Genomic DNA, 22,081 nt, shown 5'->3' on the forward strand with positions numbered 1-22,081 from the left:
CCCGGTGAGCGCCACGGCGAGTACCAGCACCGCGCCCAGTGTCCGGCGCCTGATCGCGCTGCTTGAACTAGCCTCGATGCGGCATCTCTCCATGATGTTTCATTATAGAAGCCCGGCTTGGTGCCCCCAGCCACGCTACGCCGGCTATAATAGGCGAGCCATGAATCGGCCTGCGGGGTTCGGGGACGAACCCTGCTGCCTCTTCCCAGTGTGAATCCCAACCCGACGGCTCCGACGGCCCTGGCGCAGCCTCCGCGGCCCAAACCTTGCCGCTCGCAGCCCGATCAAGCGAGAAAGGAACATGCCCAAATACAGGATCGCCACGATCCCCGGCGACGGGATCGGCAAGGAGGTGATGCCGGAAGGCATCCGCGTGCTAGAAGCGGCCGGAGGCAAGTTCGGCATCGAGTTCCAGTGGGATCATTTCCCCTGGAGCTGCGAGTTCTACACCCGCCACGGGCGCATGATGCCCGAGGACGGGCTGGAGATGATCCGCCACCACGACGCCATCTATCTCGGCGCGGTGGGTTTTCCCGGCGTACCCGACCACGTGTCCCTTTGGGGTCTGCTGATCCCGATCCGGCGGCGTTTCCAGCAGTACGTGAACCTGCGACCGGTGCGGCTCATGCCCGGCGTACCCTGCCCGCTAAAGGACAAAACGCCCGGCGATATCGATTTCTGGGTGGTACGGGAGAATAACGAGGGAGAGTATTCTTCCATCGGAGGCCGCATCTACGAAGGTACTGACTATGAGATCGTGGTGCAACAGAGCACCTTTACCCGCCGAGGAGTGGACCGTATCCTGCGTTACGCTTTCGAGCTCGCCCGTCGCCGGCCTCGCAAGCACGTCACCTCCGCCACCAAGTCCAACGGCATCTCGATCACCATGCCTTACTGGGACGAGCGCTTTAAGGCCATGGCGGCCCAGTATCCGGACGTGCGCGCCGACCAGTATCACATCGACATCTTGACTGCCCACTTCGTGCTGCACCCAGAGTGGTTCGACGTGGTAGTGGGCTCCAACCTCTTCGGTGACATCCTGTCCGATTTGGGGCCGGCGGTGACCGGCACCATCGGCATCGCGCCGTCGGCCAACCTCAATCCCGAACGGGAATTTCCTTCCTGCTTCGAGCCAGTGCACGGCTCCGCCCCGGATATCTACGGCAAGAACATCGCCAACCCTATCGGCCAGATCTGGTCCGGTGCCATGATGCTGGAGCACCTGGGGCATCCGGAAGCGGCCCAGGCGATCGAGCGCGCCATCGAAACGGTGGTCAGGGAAGGACCGCGCACCCGCGACATGGGAGGCACCGCCTCCACCGCCGAAGTGGGCCAGGCCATCGCTTCCGCTCTCTAGGGGCAGGCCGCCTGTTGGCGCTAGGGCGCGGTGCTGCTACCATTTGAGCGCCCTTGCGCTTGCGGGCGGGAGGGTGTTTTTGCTCCCATCACCCTTGCCCATGCGGGTCCGCTACCCCAAGTCGTTCCTCGCTCTGCTGTTCGTCGGGCTCGCCCTGGTCGCGCTGCCCCTCATCTTCGCCCTGGTGAACAACGCGGTGGCGATCGACCGCCTCACCAACCAAGGACAGAAGGCGGTCTACGAGGCGACGCGCCTCATTCAGGAGAGCCGGGCGCTCTCGGAATCGGTAACCGGCATGGAACGGGTCGCACGCCAGTACCTGGTGCTGCGTGACCGCTCGCAGCTCGACGGCTACGAGAACCTGCGGGAGGGGTTTCTGAGAAGCGCGCGCCTGCTCCAGCATTCCCGGCTGGCCGAAAGCCAGCAGGCGCTGCTCACCGAGATGGTCAAGCAAGAGGCGGCCATTCACCGCCAGCTGAGGACGCTGCCTCCGGCCAACCCGGAGGCGACGGCCAAGGACCAGGAGGCACAGCAACTGCAGTGGATCGCCACGACGTTCGAGTCCTTGTCCCAGGGAGCACAGAAGCTGGTCATTCACAGCAACGAAGTCATCGACCGGGAAGTGGAAACGTTGCACAAGATGTCCCAGAAGGCCTACGAGATCATGATGCTGCAGATGCTGGCGCTGGTGCCCGTGGCGCTCTTCTTGGTGGTGGGTTTCCCCCTGCTCATCGTGCCCCCCATCCGGCAGCTCGCCCAGGGCATACGCACCCTGGGCGAGGGGCGGTTCGATCTGGAAATCCGAGTGGACGGCCCCCAAGACTTGCGCTACCTGGGTCAGCAGCTCGACTGGCTAAGGTTGCGGCTGATGGAGCTGGAAGAGCAGAAAAAAAAGTTCCTGAGCCACGTATCCCACGAGCTAAAGACGCCGCTCACGGCGCTGCGCGAGGGCTCCGACCTGTTGGCGGGCGAAGTGGTGGGCAAGCTCAATCCCGAGCAGAAGGAAATCGCCCGCATCCTGCGCCAGAGCAGCCTCCAGCTCGGCCGGCTGATCGAGGACCTGCTCGCCTACAGCGCGTCCCAGTTCCGGAAGGGAAAGCTCAACATCAAACAGGTTAAAATGAGCGACGTGGTGAAAAGCGTCGTCAATGATCACAAACTGGCGCTGCGCACCCGATCGATCCAGCTGGAACTCGACTGCGAGGCTGTCTATGTGTCGGGCGACGAAGAGAAGCTGCGCACCGTGGTGGACAACCTGGTTTCCAACGCCATCAAGTTCACGCCCGAGGGCGGCCGTGTGCGCATCGAACTTCGCCGCGACGATGCCGCGGCGGTGCTCGACGTGATCGACGAGGGGCCCGGCATTCCTCCCGAGGAGCGGGAGCGGGTGTTTGCCCCGTTTTTCCAGGGCCGCGCCCAGCAATCGGCAGCGGTCAAGGGCTCGGGGCTAGGGCTGTCCATCGTCAAGGAGCACGTACTGGCCCATGGCGGGCGGGTGGAAGTGGTGGACCGCGCCGCGCCGGGGGCCCATTTCCGCGTCACCTTGCCCCTCAATCCATGGGTCAGCACGTGAACCTGGGATCGCGGCTTTTCCTGTTGGCGGCGGTACTCGCTCTCACTGCAGGCTGCGCCGTGCCCCCGGTTGGCGAGGGCGCGCGACCGGAGCCAGTCATTCCCGGCCTCACCCGCCCGGTTAGCGACGTGGAGGCTTTGCTCGACTACTATGAGCGCTTGACGAAACTCCAGGGACAGGAGCTCGCCAAAGAGTACGAACGGGCCCGGCAGACCTACGCCAAGACCCGCAGCGAATACAACCGGCTCCAGCTCGCGCTCCACGGCGCACTGCCCGGCGCAGGCCCGGAAGATCAGGTCCAGAGCCTGAACCTCCTGGAGCCCCTCGTGAAGTCGAACGAACCGAGAAGCGGTGACCTGCGGCGGCTCGCTCTGCTGCTGCACGGCCTGATCCAGGAGCATCGTCGGCTTGCGGAAGGCTTGAACGCGGCCAGCCAGCGGGTCAAGGAAGAGCAAAAGCGCGCCGAGGATTTGCAGCAGAAGCTCGACGCCATCAAGAGCATCGAAAAGGCCCTGATCGAGCGCGAACAGCAGATGCGCAAGCAGCGATGACCACCGTTCCCCAGCGCATTCTGGTGGTAGACGACGATCCCGGCATCCTGCGGCTACTCACCCTGCGGCTGCAGTCGGCCGGCTACGCCGTCACCTCGGTGGAGAGCGCCGAAAAAGCGCTGTCGGCCATCGAGGCGGCCCGGCCCAATTTGGTGATCACCGACTTGCGCATGGGTGGCATGGACGGCATGGCCCTGTTCGATGCCTTGCATCGAGCGCACCCGACTCTGCCGGTGATCATTCTCACCGCCCACGGTACCATCCCCGATGCGGTGGCAGCCACCAAGCGCGGCGTGTTCGGCTACCTGACCAAGCCGTTTGAGGCCCAGGAGCTGCTGGAGCAGGTAGCGAAGGCACTTAGCGTTTCCGGCGGCGTTTCCGCCGGAACCTCTGCCCTGGGCGATCGCGAGTGGCGCAGCGACATCATCACCTGCAGCCCCTTGATGGAGGACCTGCTGGCCCAGGCTCGGCTGGTGGCGGCGGGAGACGCGAGCGTATTCATCCAGGGCGAGTCCGGTAGCGGCAAGGAACTGCTCGCCCGGGCCATCCACAAAGCGAGCGCCCGGGCCGAGGCCCCCTTCGTCGCGGTCAACTGCGGCGCCATTCCCGAGCAGCTCCTGGAGTCCGAACTGTTTGGCCACGTGAAAGGGGCCTTCACCGGCGCCACCCGCGACCACAGCGGACTGTTCCAAGCGGCCCACCAGGGTACCCTGTTCCTGGACGAAATCGGCGACATGCCCCTCACCCTGCAGGTGAAGCTCCTGCGGGTGCTGGAAGACAAGCAGGTGCGCCCGGTAGGGTCCACCCGCAGCGTTCCGGTGGACGTGCGCATCATCTCCGCCACCCATCGGGATCTGGAAGCCCTCAAGAACACGGGCAACTTTCGCCAGGATTTGTACTACCGGCTGAATGTGGTCTCCCTCACGGTGCCCTCCCTGGCGCAACGACGCGAAGATATCCCGCTCCTCGCCACCTACTTCCTGCATCGCCTGGCGAACAAGTATCACAAGGCGGTGACCGCCTTCGCTCCCGAAGCGATGGAGCTCCTCGCCCAGGCCCCCTGGCCCGGCAACGTACGGCAATTGCAGAATGTGGTGGAGCAGACCGTCGCTCTTGCCACCAGCCCCATCATTCCCGCCACGCTGGTGCAAAACGCCATTCAGCACGAACAGGATGAAATCACCTCCTTCGAAGTCGCGCGCACCCGTTTCGAACGGGAATATCTGGCGCGGCTGCTCAAGATCACTGGCGGCAACGTGAGCCAGGCGGCCAAGCTGGCGAAGCGCAACCGTACGGAGTTCTACAAGCTGTTGCAACGCCTGCAGCTCGATCCGGCGCTATTCAAGCGGCCCCGGGACTAAGCTGACTCCTCTGCGGCTCGGAGAGGGCAAAACCGTTTGTGTCGATGCCGTCGTTGCTCGGCGACTTTAAAAACATGCTCTAAGTCAGCGTGTTACAAGAGATTTGCGACTTAATTGTCGCCAATCGACGACAGTTCTCAGGCACCGCCCCACTCGACAAACCGGCCCATTCATAGCTAACTTGTTGATTGTCAAGACCATCTGTTCCCTGGCACGTCCTTTGCCATAGCTTCAAGGGTTCGCGCGCTCGTGCGAGGCACCCGCCAATGGAATCAGGGAGTACAAAACCATGGCCATCGACGTCCTGAACAGCAACTGGAAGGAAATCCGTGCCCACGCGAAACAATGGTGGGGCGAGCTGACCGAAGACGACCTGGATGAGGTGGAAGGCCGGCGCGACCGGCTGATCGATCTGCTGCAACAGCGCTACGGCCACACCCGCGAGGAGGCAGAGGTGGACGTGGAGCGCTTCCTGGTGCGGGCTAGCAGCTTCATTCGACCCAATCACTGAGAGAGGCAGCGCGGCTTCCGAGAAAAACAGACAAAGGGGGCAACATGGTAAACAACAACAGCAGCCTGCTTTACCCCTTAATGATCATCGCGGCGATGGCGGTGATCCTGTTTAGCATCGTGGGCATCGCCACCATGACGGGTCACCTGCCCGCGGCCTTCTCGGAAGTCCAGCCAGGGCAGGCGACAAGCGAGACGAAGGCAGCGGCGAAGCCCGACGCAACCAAGCCGGTCGCTGCCCCGAGGGCGGCGACGCCTGGACCCGTCGCGAGGACGAGCCCCTGTCCGGATTGTGGCGTGGTGGAGTCCATCACGGCTTCCGAGGTCAAGGGGCAGCCCTCCGGAGTCGGCATGGTGGCCGGCGGCGTCACCGGCGGGGTGATCGGCAACCAGATAGGCGGCGGCAGTGGCCGTACCATTGCCACCATCGTGGGCGCCGCGGGAGGCGCTTACGTGGGCAACGAGATCGAGAAGAACGTGAAGAAAACCACCGTCTACCGAATCACGGTGCGTATGGATGACGGTACCACCCGCACCCTGACCCAAGAGGCGCCGCCCGGATTCGGCATCGGCGAAAAGGTGCGTATCGTGGATGGCCGCCTCGTGGCAAGAGGCTGAAAAGGTTCAGGTCCAGCCAGCGCCCTCAAGGAACTCAAGACGAGCGAAAGGACTCCCAGCATCCAGAGGCCGCGCTTCGGCGAATACAAGGAACCCCCAAGTTGGCCCGCTATTCTCTCCTCCGGCGGGCTTTTTTTTTAAGTGTCGATGAACGACCGCGCGCCCCTTAACCTGGAAAACCCCCAATGAGACCCTCGCGCCTTTTCATTCTCGTGAACGCCGCCTTGCTCGGTGCTGGGTGCGCCGCGACTCCGCCGAGCCGCCCCAATGTGAACCTGTCCGGCTACCCACCGGCCTTTCAGGAAGGTTATGCCGACGGCTGCCACAGCGCCCGAGTCCTGATCGGCGTGCGCAAGGACGAAGCCCGTTTCAAGAAAGACAACCTCTACGCCCAAGGCTGGCGAGACGGCTACGACATTTGCAGTAAGCGCTGACTCCTTCCTCAGGCGCCTTTCCACCGCCGGGGCCGGCCAGGGGTACAATCCCGGTCCTGAAGGTGAAACCCATGAACGAAGGGCTCTACGCCATCGGGCTGTGCGCGGTGGCGGTCAACGCGGCCACGGGCGTACTGGAAGCCGGAAGAAAACCCATCGACCTTTTCGGTATGGTGGTAGTGGCGCTCGCTGCGGCCCTGGGCGGGGGAACGCTCCGGGACCTGCTGCTGGATCGCCCGGTGTTCTGGATCGTCGATCCCTCTTACCTTTGGGCCGCTGTGGCCGCGGGGCTTACCACCTTCGTCCTGGTGAGGCGCCTGCGGCTACCGCTCAACCTATTTCTGATTCCCGACGCCCTGGGGCTCGCCCTGTTCACCGTGCTCGGCACCCAGATCGCCCTCGGTATGGGGGCGGACGGCTTCGTGGCCAGCGTGATGGGGGTAATCACCGGCGTCTTTGGCGGGGTGCTGCGGGACGTCCTGTGCAATGAGGTGCCGCTGGTATTCGGCGGCGAGCTCTACGCGACCGCGGCATGGGCGGGCGCTCTGCTCTTGGTGGCCTTGAACCACTTCGGCGTGGCGCCCAATGCCTCCGCGGCCCTGGCCATCGCCGCCGTGCTGGCGCTGCGCCTGGCGGCGATCCGCTGGCGCATCCGCCTGCCCATCTTCGTCGCCAGGCGCTAGTGCGCCCCCGGGCCGCTTTGACGTGCGCCGGATCGCTACATCAAGTAAGCGCTCACGAATACGCCCACCATGGTGAAGGCGAGGGCGAGCTTCGCGACAGTGCCCAGCAGAAGCCCCACCCAGGTTCCGATGCCGGCGCGGGCGGCCCGGCGCCAGTCGCTGCGGGTGAGATATTCTCCGATCACTGCACCGACGAAGGGCCCCAGCAACAGCCCGGGCAGTCCGAAGAACACGCCCACCACGGTGCCCACGGCAGCCCCTGCCACTGCCCGGGGGCTCGCGCCAACCCGCTCCGCGCCCAAAGCACTCGCCACCAGGTCCACGGCAACGGCGACCAGGGTGAGCAGGGCCAGTCCGATCACGGTGATGGTGCTCACATGCTGGAAGCCGTCCATCCAGGCGGCGAACAACAAGGCGGCAAAGATCAGGGGAACCCCCGGCAGCCCGGGGAGCACGGTGCCAAGAAGGCCCGTCAGCACCAGGGCGGTCACGAGCAGCCAGAGCCAGACGTTCACCGCAGGAGGTCCCGACGCATGGGGCCACGCTGAATCCTGTCGCAGAAAATCACCACCCGAATGGATAGCCCCAAGGATAGAGACCGAAACCGATCCCGTAGGACCCCCCCGGGTGCCACGGCCCGTGGTGACGGCCTAGCCAGAGATGAGTGCCCCAATAATCCTGCCAGATCCGCCGATACGCGTCGGCCCGCGCTTCCGCCTCACGGCGCGCCCGCTCTGCCGCTTGGAAACGGCGCTCTTCCTGGAGGATACCCTCGGCGCGCCGGCGCCACTCGGCGGCTTGCCCCGGATCCCGAGCAACGCCGAGACCTTCTTCGTAGATCTTCGCGAGCCGCTCCTGGGCTTCGAGCAATCCCGCTTCGGCGGCACGGCGGTACCAGCTCAATGCCTGCGCCATGTCCCCCACCTGCTCCTTGAGGCGGGCAAGGGCGAGGGCCGCGTTGGGATGCCCCTGCTGCGCGGCGCGCTCGTACCAGTGAGCCGCCCGTTGCGGGTCGAGCGGGGCGCCGCGGCCCTGCGCGTACATCTCGCCCACGGCAAACTGGGCCGCCTCATCGCCCAATACCGCTGCCCGCTCCTTCCACTCCAGCGCCCGTGCCGAATCCGGCGCCACGCCACGCCCTCGGGCGTAGAGCTCTCCCAGCAGCCAGGCAGCGCGGGCGTCGCCCTGCTGCGCCTGCGCGGCAAACCCGCGTTCCGCCGCAGCGTAGTCTCCGTCCAGATAAGCACGCCAGGCGTCTTCAAAGGCCGCCCACGCCGGCGCCGCGATCACGAATCCCGCGGCGAAAAATAGCGCTTTCGCGCCCATCACCTTCGGCTCCCGTTCATCCCACTTTCAGCCGCATGCCTGGTAGCAGTGCCCAACGGCGTTTCCAGTCTAACACAGGCATAACCGCCTGCCTGTCCGATTCCCGCACCTTTGGCTTCGCGCATGGCTGCGCCGACGGCAAATGCGGCCTGCTTGCGCCTCTCTCGACGGCATGGCCGCTGCACTCTAATCTTCGGATGAAAGGATCGCTTCCAGGAACTGGCGGGTGCGCGGCTTTCGGGGATCGCGAAAGATTCGCTGCGGCGGGCCGTCCTCTAGGACGCGGCCTTGATCGAAGAACAGCACCCGGTCGGAGGAGCGCTCGGCGAATTTCATGTGGTGGGTGACGATCAGCATGGTCATGCGCCCTGTCCGGGCGAGCTCCTCCAGGAGCCGCAGGATTCCGCCCACCAACTCGGGATCAAGGGCCGAGGTAATCTCGTCGAACAGCACGATCTCGGGCTCCATCGCCAGGGCCCGGGCGATCGCGACGCGCTGCTTTTGGCCACCGGAGAGCTCCGCCGGGTAGGCGTTGCGCTTGTCAGCAAGGCCCACCCGTTCTAGCTGGGCGATCCCTAAGGCTTGGGCCTCAGCGCGGCCGAGCCCCCGCACCCGCATCGGCGCTTCGATCACGTTAGCGAGCGCCGTCATGTGGGGAAACAGGTTGAAGTGCTGGAATACCATGCCCACCTTGCCCCGCAGGCGCCGCACATGACCCTCGTCGGCCGGCACTTCGCGGCCGTTGTGCACCATGGTCCACAACGGCTCGCCGGCGATCTCGATGCGCCCCACATCGGGCTTGTCCAGCGTCATCAACAGCCGCAGCAGGGTGGATTTACCCGATCCGCTGGGGCCGATGATGGCCACCGTCTGGCCCGCGGGGATCTCCAGGTCCACGCCCCGCAGCACCTCCAGTTCCCCGTAGCGCTTGCGCACGCCCTCGAGGCGAACCGCCGGCCTCATCCCGTCCTTCCTAGAGCGACGGCAAGTCGCCGTTCCAGGGCGCGTATCCCCGCCGCTGCGACGAGGCTTATCGCTAGGAACAGCATGCCCACCAAGGTAAGCGGCTCCGTATAGCGGAATGTCTCGGCGCCGATCATCTTGGCGCTTTGCAATAGCTCCAGCACGGTGATGGCAGAAAGCAGTGGGGTGTCCTTGAACATGGCGATGAGGTAGTTGCCCAAGGCCGGCACCACCGGCGGAATTGCTTGGGGGATCACGATCCGGATGTAGGTTTGCATCCGGTTCATGTTTAGCGCCGCTGCCGCTTCCCATTGGCCTCGGGACACCCCGTCGAGCCCAGCCCGGTAGACCTCGGAACAATAGGTACCGTAGTGCAGGCCGAGGGCGAGCACCCCAGAGGTGAAGGCCGAGAGCTGCACGCCAAGGGCGGGCAGCCCATAGAACAAGAAATAAATCTGCACCAGCAGGGGTGTGCTGCGCACGAATTCCACGAAACCGGCAACGGGTGCTCGCACCAGTGGCCAGCGCGAGCGCCGGGCGATCGCCAGAAGCAGCCCGAGCGTGAGGGCAATCAGCATACCCCCGAGGGTCGCCTGGACCGTGACCGCCAATGCCCGGGCGAGCTGGGGCAAGATTTCCAGGGCGAAGGCCCAGTCGAAGATCACCGCACGCCTCCCCGCTCGAGGCCCCGAGAGAGGAGCGCCTCGAGCCCGCGCATGAGGGCGGTGAGCATCAGTGCCGTGCCGAAGTACATCACCAGCACCAGGGTGAAGATCGTCTCGGTCTTCAGCGTCTCAGAGCGCAGCGTCTGGGCGCGGAAGGTGAGATCGGTGAGGGTGATCAAGGACACCAGCGCCGTGTTCTTAAGCAGCTCGATCAGAAGGTTACCGGCCGGGGGCAGCATGGCGGGAAGCGCCTGAGGCAGGACTACCCGTCTCATGGTCTGCCAGGCAGTGAGGTTCAACGTCAGCGCCGCTTCCCACTGACCCCGGGGCACTGCCAGTATGGCGCCCCGCACGATCTCGGCGCCGTACGCTCCGGTATTGAGGCCCAGGACTAGAACTCCGACTGCGATGGCGGAGAGATTCAGCCCGAAGAGGGGCAGCACGAAATAGAACCAGAAGAGCTGCACCAGGGCGGAGCTGCCGCGAAACACTTCCACGTATGCGGTGGCCGGCCAGCGCACAGCCCGCCAAGGGGCGAGCCGCGCCAGTCCGGCAGCTATGGCGACGGGCAGCGCGAGCAGCGCTGCGCCCGTGGTGAGTCGCAGCGTCACCGCGAACCCATCTAGCAGAGGCGGAACCAGGTACAACACCGTTTCTGCCCTGCTCCGCGGGTATGGCAGCGCCAACCTAGCCGCGGCACAGCGCCTCCGCCGCAACCTTCCCCGGGAGCTCCGCTTCCGTGAAGCCGAAACGCGCAATCAATCGCAGATGCTCCTCGGTGCCAATGAAAGCATCGAGCTCGCGATTGAACGCCTCGATCAGATCCTGGTCGCTCTGGCGGAATCCGAAACCGCCGTAGCCAATGACTGGCTTGCCGTTGATCACCGGCTGGCGAAACGGCCGGGCCCGTTCGACCCAGGTGTTCCCCACCTGGGTCTTGGACAGCAGGTCCCGTACGGTGAGGGCCGTCGCCGCGTAAGCGTGCACGCGCCCAGCCTCGACCCCCGCCAGGGCATTGGCCGCGCTGGGGAAGACGACGATGCGCTCGTCTGGTATGCCCAACGCGCGCGCGTATTCGCGCTCGGCTGCGCCTGCCACCACACCGAGCTTCGCCTGCGGGTGGCGCGCCACGTCCTCATAGCCGTGCAACCCAAGAGGATTTCCCCGCCGGACAATGAGCGCCTGTCCGACGGCATAGGTCGGGTTGGAGAAAGCAATGCGCTTGCAGCGGCGCGGCAGAATGTACATGCCGGCGGCGATCAGATCGAACCGCCCGGCCTGCAATCCCGGAATCAAAGACCCGAACTCGGTGAGCACGCCTTCTACCTTCCTTATCCCTAAGCGGCGCAGCACGACCCGCGCCACCTCCGGGGCCTCACCAGTCACCCGGTTGCGCTGAGTGTCGAGATAGGCGAAGGGCGCTTCATCCGCGAAACCGATGCGTATGCTCCCCTCGCGGCGGGCCCGCTCCAAGGTGGAACCATCGTCCAGTGCAAGGGGATCCGTGCAACCGATCAGCAGCGAGACCGCCGCGGTGGCCGCCACCAACGCGCGCGCCATCCACACCCTGCTTTGGTTTCCCCGTCTCGCGGGTTTTGTCATGCGCTGCTCTTGACCGTCTCCGGAGTTACCGGCTCGATGGGCGAAAAGTCGCTACGGGTGGCAACGAACTCGGGCCGGGGAGCGAGACCGTGCAGCGGAGCGCCCAGCGTGTTCTCCACGCTGTTGTAGACGAAGAAAAGGTTGCTGCGTGGCCTGGGAGTGATGTTGCTGTTAGAGCCGTGCATGGCGTTACAGTCGAAAAACACCACCGATCCGGCTGGAGCCTTCATCGACTCGATCCCGCCTCGATCCACCAGGAAGCGCAGGCTGGCCTCGTCCGGAACGCCGTACTCTTGCTTCCTGAGAGAGTACTTGTAGTGCTCGCCGGGCGTCTCGCCCACACACCGGATATAGTGCATGTGGGAGCCGGGAATGATCATGAGCGGGCCGTTGTGTTCGTCGTTGTCCGTGAGCAGGATCGAGCAAGAGACCGCCCGCATGCGCGGCATGCCGTCTTCCACATGCCAGGTCTCGAAGTCACTGTGCCAGTAAAACTCCTTGCCCTTGAAGCCCGGCTTGCGGTTGGCTCGGGATTGATGGATGTAGACTTCGCTACCCAGGATCTGCCGGGCGATGTTCACCAGCCGGATGTCGCGCGCGAGCCGATCGAGCACAGGGCTCAGGCGATGCACCATGAAGACTGAGCGCACCTCGCCGCCGCCCGGCTCGGCGATCACTTCGTCGTAGCCCTCGAGCTTCGGATCGTGGGCAAGCCGCTCCACTTCCCTCAGCATTCGCCCCACCTCCTCCGGACTGAAGAGCTGTTTTAGGACAATGAAACCCTTCTGGGCATAGCGGGCAAGCTGGTGTTGAGACAGGTCCGCCGGTCCTACTTCCTTCCAGCCCTGATAGACCACGGGATCCTGGCGCAGGATAATCGCCGCCTCGTTGTCGCAGCGCGATTTATAGACATCGGTTAGGGTAAGCATGATCTCAACGACCTCCAATGGCAGGTACAGAAGCAGCGCGGCCGGCCACAGTTCGTGGGTCTTTTGTCCCCCGCGTCCGTTCCTCAGCCGGACGCCGCCTATTCAATGATCGGATAGGCGCCCTCGTCGTCGTGCATCTCAGCGCCGGTGAGGGGTGGATTGAACACGCACACCAGGCGCATGTCGGTGCGGGCGCGAAGGACGTGCTTGTCATGCCGGTCTAGGGCGTACACGGTTCCTGGCGTGATGGTGTAGACCGCGCCGTCTGCCAGCGTCTCCACTTCGCCCTCTCCCCCCACGCAGAACACCGCCTCCAGGTGATGGCGATACCACATGGGGGTCTCGGTGCCGGCACGGATGGTGGTCTCGTGTAGCGAGAAACCCATGCCGTCCTGCTTGAGCAGTAACCTGCGACTCACCCAGTTGGGTGTGTGCACGTCGCGCTCGGTACCAAGCACGTCGGATACCTTGCGCACAATCATCGGCTGCCTCCCGCCGCCTTCTTCAGGGTGCGAACATTGGAGCTGGTGACGAGCCCCACGTCCAGCGCCGCGGCCACGCATTGCTCGAGCAGATACAACCCGTCCGCCAGCAGTTCGTCGTCGATGGTGAGCGGCGGAAGCAGCTTGATCACATCGTCCTCGGCCCCCGAGGTCTCCGCAATCATGCCACGCTTGAACGCCATCGCCGTGATCCGCTGGGGCAACCCGGGAACCCGCGAAGCCAGTCCCTGGATCATCCCCCGACCCCGGACCTCGAACTGGCCACTGGGGTAGGCATCGGCGATGTGCTCGAGCCATAGGCGCATGATCTTGCCCTTGCGTTCCACCTCTCGGGTGAGGTCGCCGGTGCTCCAATAGCGCAGTAGCGCTTCCCGAGCAGTGACGAAGGCCAGGTTGTTGCCGCGGAACGTGCCGTTATGGGCGCTCGGGCGCCACACATCCAGCTCGGGCTTCATGAGCACCAGGGACATGGGCAGCCCGAAGCCCGAGAGGGACTTGGACAGGGTGACGATGTCAGGGCTCACCCCGGAGCCCTCGAAGCTGAAGAAGGTCCCGGTACGCCCGCACCCCACCTGGATATCGTCCACGATCAGCAATACGTCGTGGCGCCGACATACGTGCTCCAGACGCCGCAGCCACTCGAAGCGGGCTACGTTCACACCGCCCTCACCCTGCACCGACTCCACGATCACCGCGGCGGGAACATCGATGCCGCTCGACTTGTCCGCCAGCAGCCGGTCGAGCAGTTCCGTAGTATCGACCCCGTCGATGTAGCCGTCGTAGGGCATGAACTGCACGTTGGGCAGCGGCTGGCCCGCAGCGCAGCGGAACTTCTCATTGCCGGTCGTCGCCAGGGATCCGCCGGTGACTCCATGAAAAGCGTTGGTGAAGGCGATGATGCCGGTACGGCCTTTCGCCTGACGCGCGAGCTTGAGGGCCGCCTCGACCGCGTTGGTCCCCGTCGGCCCGGGGAACTGGACCTTGTAGCGCATGCTCCGCGGGTGCAGGATCACGCGTTCGAAAGTCTCCAGAAACTCCTTTTTTGCGGCCGTGGCCATGTCGAGGCCATGGACCACACCGTCGCGTTCCAGGTAATCGAGCAGCCGCGCCTTCATGCCAGGCTCGTTGTGACCGTAGTTGAGCGTTCCCGCTCCGGCAAAGAAATCGATGTAACGGTTGCCGTCCTTGTCCCACAGGGTGGCGCCTTGGGCCTTGGTGAAGATCACGGGGAACGAACGGACGTAGCCTCGCACCTCCGATTCCAGTTGATCAAAAATCCTCAGATTCATGACATCCTCCTTTTTCGGCTGGCTTGCGGATCGGACCGATCACGAGTAAGCGCTCTTCTTCGTGATGCTCGGTCCCGAACATTCGCGGCGTGAACAAAGGACGTTCTTCGATCCGCGCACCGAGGGCCCGGGCGAGGGCAGCAAACATGGCCCGCGATGCTCCGTTGCCGGGCGAAACCGTGGTTTCGATCCAGCTGATACGGGAAAGGGCTCTTCTTGCCAGCAGCGCGAAGAGCATGCGCTTGCCGAGGCCCTGGCCGCGAACGTCCGGATGCACCGCCACCTGCCAGATGAACAGGCTGTCTTGCCGACGTGGTGTGAAGTAAGCAGAGACAAACCCGACCGCCCGCCCTTTCTTGAGCGCCAAGACGCAGGTGTCAGCGAAATGGTGGGCCAGCAGCAGGTAAGCGTAAGTGGAATTGACATCGAGGGGCGGGCAGGCGTGGATGAGGGCTCGGATGTCGCTGCCGCGCTCGATGGTGGGTTCGGTCAGTTGGATGGATGGCCCCCCGGCTAAGGAATATTCCGCACTAATCGCGATAAGCCTATCTCCTCGACTATGCTATCTGAATGATTCGATGCGCCGTGCCGCGGGTTCGAGACCCGCCTCGGCGCGGTGCCATTCATGGCCGGCTGAGGGGCCCGGTCTCGAGAATCGGTGCGGAGTCGATGTGCTGGGCCTCCATGAGCTGCACCACGCGCTCCAACGCCAAGGCTATGGCGGCCTGCTCCAGTTCCGGCAGGCGATTGAGACCTTGGGCCAATCGCTCCTGCAGCGGCGAGGGCGCCTGGGCGGCGAGGGCCGCGCCCCGTTCGGTCGCGCTCACCCGCACGATGCGCCGGTCCTGCACCCCGCGACTGCGGGTGACTAGACCTTTTTCCTCCAGCCGATCCAGGATGCCCACGACCGTGCTCGGGGAAAGATGCACTTCCTTGGCCAGCGCGGTGGCGGTCATCGGCCCGCCGTTCACGACCGCGAGCAGGCATACGAGCTGGGGCGCGGTGATATCACTCTGGGATTCCAACTGCTTGGAGTACAAGTCCACGCAGCGGATGATGCGCCGGATGGCGCGCAAGACGCGCAAATCGTAGCGCACACCTGTCCGGCCCTCGTCTACCTCCGGGACCGCCTCGAGCCGAGGGGAAGAGACGGCGCCGGAGGCCGTCTCCTCGACGAGGGGGAGCGGCTCGTGCCTGGGATCGGCGCAGCTTACCATGCCAGCTCTTCCCGCGAGATTGCGACAGGAATTATTGTAAGCATAATTATTTTTCATGAAATTATTTCAATCATAATTAATTTTAGAGACTTGTCAAGCTCCACGTCGTCCGAAAAGGATGCGGAGGGGAGATGGGTGAGCCTGTTGGGGTTGCCCCCCTCGCCGGCGTAGCCCGCCGGTGGGGGGTACGTGGGGTCCATCCCCGCAAGGACTTAGGGCCAGCCGGATGCTCAAGCGGCGCGCGTCCTGGGACCTCTCAAACCGCTTTGGTCGGCGGCTCGCCTGCTAGCTGCCTGAGGAGGTGGGATTCCCGCTTGTAGAACCCCTCCGTGTGGAAGGTCTCCGGCAGCCGGTAGAGCTCGTAGTCCAGGTGATGGCACAACTCGTGCAGCACCGTGCGCAGGAAGGTGCGAAACTTCACCACTTGCCTGCGCTGGGCCGTGCGCATCCAAACGGAGATCTTGGGCAGCGCCCCGTCCCCGCTGGGTTCGTACAGCCCGTGGAGCTCGCCCCCAGCCACTTGAGGCCGGGTCTTGTACACCTTGATGCGTACCGGGGGCACGCCCAGCCGCCGGACCAACTCGTCCAGCAACCGCTGGCAGGCGATCTCGGTGGCGCCGGGATGCTCGGCGGCCAGGGCTTGAGCGATGAGCTCCACCAGGGGGCGCAAGTCTTCCACGCCCGGCACGGGCACCGCCTCGATGCGGTCGCTGGCGTCGTAGATGCGCTTACGGCGGGGGCTCAGGCGGTCGTAGAAAGCGAACGGCATGGCTGCGGTTCGAAAAGCCGAGGCGATTCTAGCCGCCCCCATGCCGGGGCGGAAGGCGGCAGGACCGAGCCCGGAACGATGGCGCCTGAGCAGGGAGAAAAAATCCGAAGGGCAGCCGATGAGCACGGGGAGAAAAACATCGGAGCGCTTTCCCGAGCCCCGGAAAGGAGTGCCTACAACGCTTTTTCGGGCACTCCCCCCATGGCCCCCCGAAACCCGTCTGTTTCTATCACGGGCAGGGGGATCGCCGCCAGCGGATCGGATCGTGTGGTGGTGCGCTGCCTTCCCCTTCCTCCCCCGGCGATGGGGTAGAGAAAAAACCAATGAAACCCCAACTCGCGCCGACGCGCTGAAAAAGGGTCCCGACGGGGTGGAGAAAGGCCCCTCTGGCGAACGGCCGAAGCCCCTGGCTGCCCTCTTTCCGCATTAGAATGCCAAAGCCAAGCCGGGCGGTGCCTCTCTCTGCGTCCATGACCGAACCCAGCGATTTCTTCAACCCCTATCGTCATCAGTTCGTACGCGTGGCGGTGGCCGTGCCCGAAGTCCGGGTGGCGGATCCGGACTTCAACGCCGCCCAGACGATCACCCTCATGGGCCGGGCGGCGGAAGAACGCGCGGCGCTCGTGGTCTTTCCCGAGCTGGGCTTGTCTGCCTACTCCTGTGAGGACTTATTCCACCAGCAGGCCCTGCTTCTAGGCTGCCGCGAGGCCCTGGCCCGGGTGCTCCAGGAGACAGCGCAGCTTCCCTTGCTCGCCGCGGTGGGGTTGCCCTTGGAAATCGACGGGCGGCTCTATAACTGCGCTGCTCTGATCCACCGGGGGCGAGTACTGGGGATTGTGCCCAAGACCTACCTGCCCAACTACCGGGAATTCTACGAGCGGCGCCAGTTCACCCCGGGCGAGTGTGCCACACGGGACCGGATCACTCTCTGGGGTCAAGAAATCCCCTTCGGAGCCCGACTCCTGTTCCAGGCCGAGGACCAGCCGCACCTGGTGGTCCACGCCGAGATCTGTGAGGACCTGTGGGTACCCGTGCCTCCCTCGTCCTATGCGGCGCTCGCCGGCGCCACGGTGCTCGTGAACCTCTCCGCTTCGAACGCCACTCTGGGCAAGGACGATTACCGCCGGCAGCTGGTGGCCAACCAGTCCGGCCGCTGCCTGGCCGCGTATCTCTACTCAGCCTGCGGGCCGGGGGAGTCTACCACCGACCTCGCCTGGGACGCCCACGCTCTCATCTACGAGAATGGCTCCCGGCTCGCCGAGTCCGAGCGCTTCGCCTACCGGGCTCAGCTCGTCGCCGCCGACATCGACCTGGAACGACTCGTCCAGGACCGCCTGCGCCAAGGCACCTTCGCCGACTCGGCTCGGAGCCATCGGGAAGCAGTGGCGGCTTTCCGCACCGTGTCCTTCCGGCTGGAAGTCCCCGTCCGGGGATTTTTACCCCTGAAGCGCCCGTTAGAGCGCTTCCCCTACGTGCCCGCCGATCCCGCGCGGCGGGACGAGCGCTGCCGGGAGGTCTACGAGATCCAGGTTCAGGGGTTGGTGACGCGCCTCAAGACCACCGGCATCGACAAGGTGGTGATCGGCGTCTCCGGGGGGCTCGACTCCACCCAAGCCCTGCTGGTATGCGCCCGGGCCATGGACGTGCTCAATCTTCCCCGCACCCACATCCTTGCCTATAGCCTACCCGGGTTCGCCACTTCCTCGCGCACCCGCCGCCAAGCCCAGCAGTTGATGGCGGCCTTGGGGACGAGCGCCCGGGAACTCGACATCCGTCCAGCCGCAGAGGCCATGCTGCGCGCGATCGGGCATCCCCACCGGGAGGACAGGCCGGTGTTCGACGTCACCTTCGAGAACGTGCAGGCGGGCGAGCGCACGAGCCATCTGTTCCGCCTCGCCAATCTGCACGGCGCCCTGGTGGTGGGCACCAGCGACCTCTCGGAGCTGGCCTTGGGCTGGTGCACCTACGGGGTGGGGGATCACATGGCCCACTACCACGTGAACGCAAGCGTGCCCAAGACCTTGATCCAGTACCTAATCCGCTGGGTCGCAGCCACGGGCCGCTTCGGCCCCGAGGCAAGCCAGGTCCTCATGGAGGTGCTGGAGACCGAAATCAGCCCGGAGCTGGTGCCAAGCCCCAGCGGCGACCAGCCCGGGCAGCGCACCGAAGCGATCGTCGGGCCTTACGAGCTGACCGATTTCTTCCTTTACTACGTGTTGCGCTTCGGCTATTGCCCGGAGAAGGTGGCCTATCTGGCCTGGTGCGCCTGGCACACCCCGGCAACTGGCGCCTGGCCCGACATTCCTGAAGCAAAACGCCACCAGTACACCATCGCTGAAATCAAGCGCTGGCTCGGAGTGTTCCTGGACCGCTTTTTCCGCCTGAGCCAGTACAAGCGCAGCGCCCTGCCCAACGCCCCCAAGGTGGGTTCTGGTGGCTCCCTCTCCCCCCGGGGCGACTGGCGTGCGCCCAGCGACGCACAGGCCCGGGCTTGGCTTGCCCGTCTCAGCGCCATCCCCGATCGGGAAAGCCCGCCCCGGGACCGGGCTTGACCGGCCTTTCCGCAGGATTCAAGAATGAACTGGCCTTCGCCTCCCCCAGGCTGATCGGTTGAAGGACTCCTTCATCGAATTGGACGGTGCCCTGGTGGGCGCCCTCACCCAGCGGCCCACCCACGTGGCGATTTATTTCCCCCGGGTGCCCCTGTATCTGCGAGGGCGCGGCGCGGGCGAAGTCACCCCCAGGGTGGAAGCCGAGCTCCGCCTGTGGGGCGCCACGGTGGAACAGGCGCCACGTCGGCTGCCGCGGCGGCTTTCGAAATGGGAAATCCGCTGCCGTGGCACCGCTCTGGCCAAGGGGTTGCCCTTGGGGTTCGCCGTCTCGGGCCGCGTACATCTGATGATCGAATTCGACCGGGACCAGACGCTGGCGGTAAGCGCCACCCGAGCGAGCCTCCGTATCTTGAAGCGGGTTTCCCAGCTCGCGCCACCCTCGACCCGAACCCGGGCGCGAGAACGCCGCCGTCTCCGTCCGAGCTCGGCGCGGCGGCGGCTCACCAATCCCTGAAGGTCCCGCACGCACCCCCCGATCGGCCCTGCCCACGGCCACGCCATGGCCGTCTTCACAAATAATTTCTAGGAATAAACTTTTAGCTTCAAATTTCTTTGAAGATATATGTCTTTCGAATAGGATAAATGCAGTTAATGAATCCATAAAATTATCTTGGCTATCTCCCATGAACGGCTTCGATCCCTCGATCTCCCTGGCGGGACTCCTGGTGGGGGTGCTGGTGGGCTTGACCGGCATCGGCGGCGGCGCCCTGATGACCCCCCTGCTCATTCTCGTGCTGGGGGTGGCGCCCGCTGCTGCGGTGGGCACCGATCTTCTCTACGCCGCCCTCACCAAGCTGAGCGCCACCCGGTGGAATCACCGGGAGCGGGCGGTGGACTGGCGCACCGTGGGGTGGCTTGCCCTCGGCAGTCTCCCCGCCAGCCTTCTGGCGCTCGCCTGGCTGGGGCAAGTCGCCCGCCTCGAGGGACTGGAGGGAGCGATTCGCGCCGTCCTCGCCGTGGCCCTCGCCCTCACCGGTCTCGCCCTCCTTTTCGGACGGCGGGCCCAGGCCCTGGCAGTCCGCGTCCGGCTCGTAGAGCGCCTCGGGGGAGAGGTTCCAACGACTATCGTCATGGGGGCGGCCATGGGTGTGCTGGTCACCGTGTCATCGGTGGGTGCCGGCGCCTTGGGGGTGGCCTTCCTTTCCGTCGTGTACCCCGCCTGGGCGGCGCGACGCATCGTGGCTACCGACATCGCCCATGCCGTACCCCTGACCCTGGTGGCCGGCCTCGGCCATATGGCCCTGGGCACGGTGCAGTGGGGGCTGCTCGCGGGCCTGCTCCTCGGGTCGATCCCCGGTGTCTGGCTAGGCACCCGGCTCTGCGGGGCGCTGCCGGAAGCGGTATTGCGCCGGCTCATGGGGGCGGCCCTGATGGCGGTCGCCGGCAAGCTCGCCGTGTAAGTAAGGGGGGAAAACCCATGGACCAGTCCACCCTTTCCCGCCGTGGTGCGCACTCGGGGCTGCTGGCGCACAAGCTCCCGCGGCTGGAGAATATGGTGCGGGAGATCGCTCGAGATTTCAGTCCTGCGGCTCTTGCCTCCAGCCTGGGCGCCGAGGACATGGTGTTGACCGACGCCGTCCTGCGTCTCGGCGTCGAGGTCGAGATTTTCACTCTGAACACCGGCAAGCTCCACCCGGAGACGCTGGCGCTGATGGACGCGGTCGAAAGCCGCTACCGCTATCGCATCCGCACTTTCGAACCCGATCCCCGGACCGTGCAAGCGTTCCTCGAGGCCCACGGCGAGGAGGGCATCTATCGCAGCCTCACGGCACGCAAGCGCTGCTGCGAAATTCGCAAGCTCGCGCCCCTTCGGCTCGCCCTGAAAGGAAAGCGGGCCTGGATCACGGGACTGCGCCGAGAGCAGTCCGTCACCCGGGCCGATATCCAGGAGCGGGAAATCGATGCCCAACACGGGCTCGCCAAATTCAACCCCCTCGCCCATTGGAGCGAGGAAGAGGTGTGGGATTACCTGCGGGCTTTCGACGTCCCCTACAACCTCCTCCACGACCAGGGCTTCCGCAGCATCGGTTGCGCACCGTGCACCCGGCCGGTCGCGCCGGGGGAAGACCCGCGGGCAGGCCGCTGGTGGTGGGAAGCGCCTGCTAGCCGGGAATGCGGCCTGCATGTGGCGCCCGACGGAAAGCTTGTTCGATCGAAACAGGTGCAACCATGAACGATGCCTTTCACCCGCACAGCTCGACTCGCGTTCCCAGAAAGGTCGGGGACCCCCTCGACTGGCTCGAGGCGGAGGCGGTCTTCGTCCTGCGGGAAGCCGCCGCGGAGTGCGCCAATGCCGCGTTGCTTTTCTCTGGTGGCAAGGATTCAGTGGTGTTGTTCCGGCTGGCCCAGAAGGCCTTCTACCCCGGCAGCCTGCCTTTTCCTCTCCTGCACATCGACACCGGGCACAACTTTCCTGAAGTGCTGGCATTCCGCGACCGACTCGTTCGGGGAACAGGCGTGCGACTCATCGTGCGCTCGGTGGAGGATTCCATCCGCCGGGGCACGGTGCGCCTGCGTGCCGAGGACGAATCGAGAAACGCCGCCCAGACGATCACCCTGCTGGAAGCGGTGCGGGAGTTCGGCTTCGACGCCTTGATCGGCGGAGCCCGCCGCGACGAGGAAAAGGCTCGGGCCAAGGAGCGGGTGTTCTCCTTCCGGGACCGCTTCGGCCAGTGGGATCCGAAGCGCCAGCGGCCGGAGCTGTGGACGCTCTACAACCCGCGGGTGCTGGAAGGAGAGCACCTGCGGGTGTTTCCCTTGAGCGACTGGACCGAGCTGGACGTGTGGCAATACATCGCCCGGGAAAGCCTCGCCCTGCCGTCCCTCTATTTTGCCCACCGGCGCGCGGTTGTGCGCCATCGCGGCCTGCTCGTGCCGGTGACGCCGCTGCGACCGCCTCGGGACGGGGAAGTGGTGGAAGAGCTCTCGGTGCGTTTCAGAACCGTGGGGGACATGAGCTGCACCTGCCCAGTGGAATCCTTCGCCATGACGGTAGAAGAGGTGATCGAGGAGACCCGAAGGACAGCGGTCACGGAACGGGGAGCCACGCGGCTCGACGACCATACGGCGGAGGCTTCCATGGAGCGGCGGAAACGGGAAGGCTATTTCTGAGGAGCGTG

At 65.0% G+C, this 22,081-nt stretch carries 25 protein-coding genes; 13 read left to right on the forward strand and 12 right to left on the reverse strand.

The window, feature by feature from the left end:
- Positions 1–301 precede the first annotated feature (301 nt).
- From V7Q81_RS04935 to V7Q81_RS04970, 8 genes are all read left to right on the forward strand, one after another.
- Positions 302–1,357 carry a tartrate dehydrogenase gene (locus V7Q81_RS04935; protein WP_333840815.1) on the forward strand — a complete coding sequence of 352 codons (1,056 nt, stop codon included), beginning with the start codon at positions 302–304 and terminating at the stop codon, positions 1,355–1,357.
- A 100-nt stretch (positions 1,358–1,457) separates the two neighbouring features.
- Positions 1,458–2,930, forward strand: coding sequence for a sensor histidine kinase (locus V7Q81_RS04940; RefSeq protein ID WP_333840816.1), 1,473 nt, complete (start codon positions 1,458–1,460; stop codon positions 2,928–2,930).
- Positions 2,927–3,481, forward strand: coding sequence for a hypothetical protein (locus tag V7Q81_RS04945; protein ID WP_333840817.1), 555 nt, complete (start codon positions 2,927–2,929; stop codon positions 3,479–3,481). Before V7Q81_RS04940 ends, V7Q81_RS04945 begins: the two co-directional genes overlap by 4 nt.
- Positions 3,478–4,842 (forward strand): sigma 54-interacting transcriptional regulator, encoded by a 1,365-nt coding sequence (locus V7Q81_RS04950; protein WP_333840818.1) that lies wholly within the window; start codon positions 3,478–3,480, stop codon positions 4,840–4,842. Before V7Q81_RS04945 ends, V7Q81_RS04950 begins: the two co-directional genes overlap by 4 nt.
- A gap of 289 nt (positions 4,843–5,131) precedes the next feature.
- Positions 5,132–5,353, forward strand: coding sequence for a CsbD family protein (locus V7Q81_RS04955; protein WP_333840819.1), 222 nt, complete (start codon positions 5,132–5,134; stop codon positions 5,351–5,353).
- Positions 5,354–5,397: 44 nt separating this feature from the next.
- The gene (locus tag V7Q81_RS04960; protein ID WP_333840820.1) at positions 5,398–5,970 is read left to right on the forward strand and encodes a glycine zipper 2TM domain-containing protein; all 573 of its coding nucleotides are present in this window, start codon (positions 5,398–5,400) and stop codon (positions 5,968–5,970) included.
- A gap of 185 nt (positions 5,971–6,155) precedes the next feature.
- Positions 6,156–6,404 carry a hypothetical protein gene (locus tag V7Q81_RS04965; RefSeq protein WP_333840821.1) on the forward strand — a complete coding sequence of 83 codons (249 nt, stop codon included), beginning with the start codon at positions 6,156–6,158 and terminating at the stop codon, positions 6,402–6,404.
- Positions 6,405–6,475: 71 nt separating this feature from the next.
- A complete protein-coding gene (locus V7Q81_RS04970) occupies positions 6,476–7,087 on the forward strand; it encodes a trimeric intracellular cation channel family protein (RefSeq protein WP_333840822.1) in 612 nt (203 codons plus the stop codon).
- 35 nt (positions 7,088–7,122) lie between these two features.
- On the opposite strand, the gene V7Q81_RS04975 is transcribed toward V7Q81_RS04970, so the two are convergent.
- The 12 genes from V7Q81_RS04975 to V7Q81_RS05030 all read right to left on the reverse strand — a co-directional run bounded on the left by V7Q81_RS04975 (position 7,123) and on the right by V7Q81_RS05030 (position 16,350).
- Positions 7,123–7,602 carry a DUF456 domain-containing protein gene (locus V7Q81_RS04975; protein ID WP_333840823.1) on the reverse strand — a complete coding sequence of 160 codons (480 nt, stop codon included), beginning with the start codon at positions 7,600–7,602 and terminating at the stop codon, positions 7,123–7,125.
- Positions 7,603–7,651: 49 nt separating this feature from the next.
- Complete coding sequence (locus V7Q81_RS04980) at positions 7,652–8,413, reverse strand: tetratricopeptide repeat protein (RefSeq protein WP_333840824.1); 762 nt, start codon at positions 8,411–8,413, stop codon at positions 7,652–7,654.
- 186 nt (positions 8,414–8,599) lie between these two features.
- Positions 8,600–9,376, reverse strand: coding sequence for an ectoine/hydroxyectoine ABC transporter ATP-binding protein EhuA (gene ehuA / locus V7Q81_RS04985; RefSeq protein WP_333840825.1), 777 nt, complete (start codon positions 9,374–9,376; stop codon positions 8,600–8,602).
- Positions 9,373–10,041: an ectoine/hydroxyectoine ABC transporter permease subunit EhuD gene (gene ehuD, locus V7Q81_RS04990; RefSeq protein WP_333840826.1), complete on the reverse strand. Its 669-nt coding sequence runs from the start codon at positions 10,039–10,041 to the stop codon at positions 9,373–9,375. The genes ehuA and ehuD overlap by 4 nt, the downstream gene beginning before the upstream one ends.
- The gene (gene ehuC, locus V7Q81_RS04995) at positions 10,038–10,691 is read right to left on the reverse strand and encodes an ectoine/hydroxyectoine ABC transporter permease subunit EhuC (protein ID WP_333840827.1); all 654 of its coding nucleotides are present in this window, start codon (positions 10,689–10,691) and stop codon (positions 10,038–10,040) included. Before ehuC ends, ehuD begins: the two co-directional genes overlap by 4 nt.
- A 37-nt stretch (positions 10,692–10,728) precedes the next feature.
- Positions 10,729–11,601, reverse strand: a complete 873-nt coding sequence (ehuB, locus tag V7Q81_RS05000; protein WP_333840828.1) for an ectoine/hydroxyectoine ABC transporter substrate-binding protein EhuB — start codon at positions 11,599–11,601, stop codon at positions 10,729–10,731.
- Positions 11,602–11,639: 38 nt separating this feature from the next.
- The gene (gene thpD, locus V7Q81_RS05005) at positions 11,640–12,575 is read right to left on the reverse strand and encodes an ectoine hydroxylase (protein ID WP_333840845.1); all 936 of its coding nucleotides are present in this window, start codon (positions 12,573–12,575) and stop codon (positions 11,640–11,642) included.
- 95 nt (positions 12,576–12,670) lie between these two features.
- Positions 12,671–13,054 (reverse strand): ectoine synthase, encoded by a 384-nt coding sequence (locus V7Q81_RS05010; protein ID WP_333840829.1) that lies wholly within the window; start codon positions 13,052–13,054, stop codon positions 12,671–12,673.
- Entirely contained in the window at positions 13,051–14,364 is a 1,314-nt protein-coding gene (ectB, locus tag V7Q81_RS05015) for a diaminobutyrate--2-oxoglutarate transaminase (protein ID WP_333840830.1), read from the reverse strand. The genes V7Q81_RS05010 and ectB overlap by 4 nt, the downstream gene beginning before the upstream one ends.
- Positions 14,345–14,905: a diaminobutyrate acetyltransferase gene (gene ectA / locus V7Q81_RS05020; protein WP_333840846.1), complete on the reverse strand. Its 561-nt coding sequence runs from the start codon at positions 14,903–14,905 to the stop codon at positions 14,345–14,347. Before ectA ends, ectB begins: the two co-directional genes overlap by 20 nt.
- Positions 14,906–14,987: 82 nt before the next feature.
- On the reverse strand, positions 14,988–15,581 hold the full coding sequence (locus V7Q81_RS05025; protein WP_333840831.1) for a MarR family winged helix-turn-helix transcriptional regulator: 594 nt from the start codon (positions 15,579–15,581) through the stop codon (positions 14,988–14,990).
- A gap of 256 nt (positions 15,582–15,837) precedes the next feature.
- Positions 15,838–16,350: a hypothetical protein gene (locus V7Q81_RS05030; protein ID WP_333840832.1), complete on the reverse strand. Its 513-nt coding sequence runs from the start codon at positions 16,348–16,350 to the stop codon at positions 15,838–15,840.
- A gap of 470 nt (positions 16,351–16,820) precedes the next feature.
- Here V7Q81_RS05030 and V7Q81_RS05035 point away from each other — a divergent pair, with 470 nt between their 5' ends.
- The 5 genes from V7Q81_RS05035 (at position 16,821) to cysD (ending at position 22,073) form a co-directional block, all read left to right on the forward strand.
- Positions 16,821–18,902 (forward strand): NAD(+) synthase, encoded by a 2,082-nt coding sequence (locus V7Q81_RS05035; protein WP_333840833.1) that lies wholly within the window; start codon positions 16,821–16,823, stop codon positions 18,900–18,902.
- A 58-nt stretch (positions 18,903–18,960) separates the two neighbouring features.
- The gene (locus tag V7Q81_RS05040) at positions 18,961–19,416 is read left to right on the forward strand and encodes a hypothetical protein (protein ID WP_333840834.1); all 456 of its coding nucleotides are present in this window, start codon (positions 18,961–18,963) and stop codon (positions 19,414–19,416) included.
- A 169-nt stretch (positions 19,417–19,585) separates the two neighbouring features.
- Positions 19,586–20,362, forward strand: a complete 777-nt coding sequence (locus V7Q81_RS05045) for a sulfite exporter TauE/SafE family protein (protein WP_333840835.1) — start codon at positions 19,586–19,588, stop codon at positions 20,360–20,362.
- 17 nt (positions 20,363–20,379) lie between these two features.
- On the forward strand, positions 20,380–21,135 hold the full coding sequence (locus V7Q81_RS05050; RefSeq protein WP_442954763.1) for a phosphoadenylyl-sulfate reductase: 756 nt from the start codon (positions 20,380–20,382) through the stop codon (positions 21,133–21,135).
- Positions 21,132–22,073 carry a sulfate adenylyltransferase subunit CysD gene (gene cysD / locus V7Q81_RS05055; protein ID WP_333840836.1) on the forward strand — a complete coding sequence of 314 codons (942 nt, stop codon included), beginning with the start codon at positions 21,132–21,134 and terminating at the stop codon, positions 22,071–22,073. The genes V7Q81_RS05050 and cysD overlap by 4 nt, the downstream gene beginning before the upstream one ends.
- Positions 22,074–22,081 lie beyond the last annotated feature (8 nt).

Source organism: Pelomicrobium sp., assembly GCF_036803785.1.
In the GTDB taxonomy this organism is placed as follows: Bacteria; Pseudomonadota; Gammaproteobacteria; order Burkholderiales; family UBA6910; genus Pelomicrobium.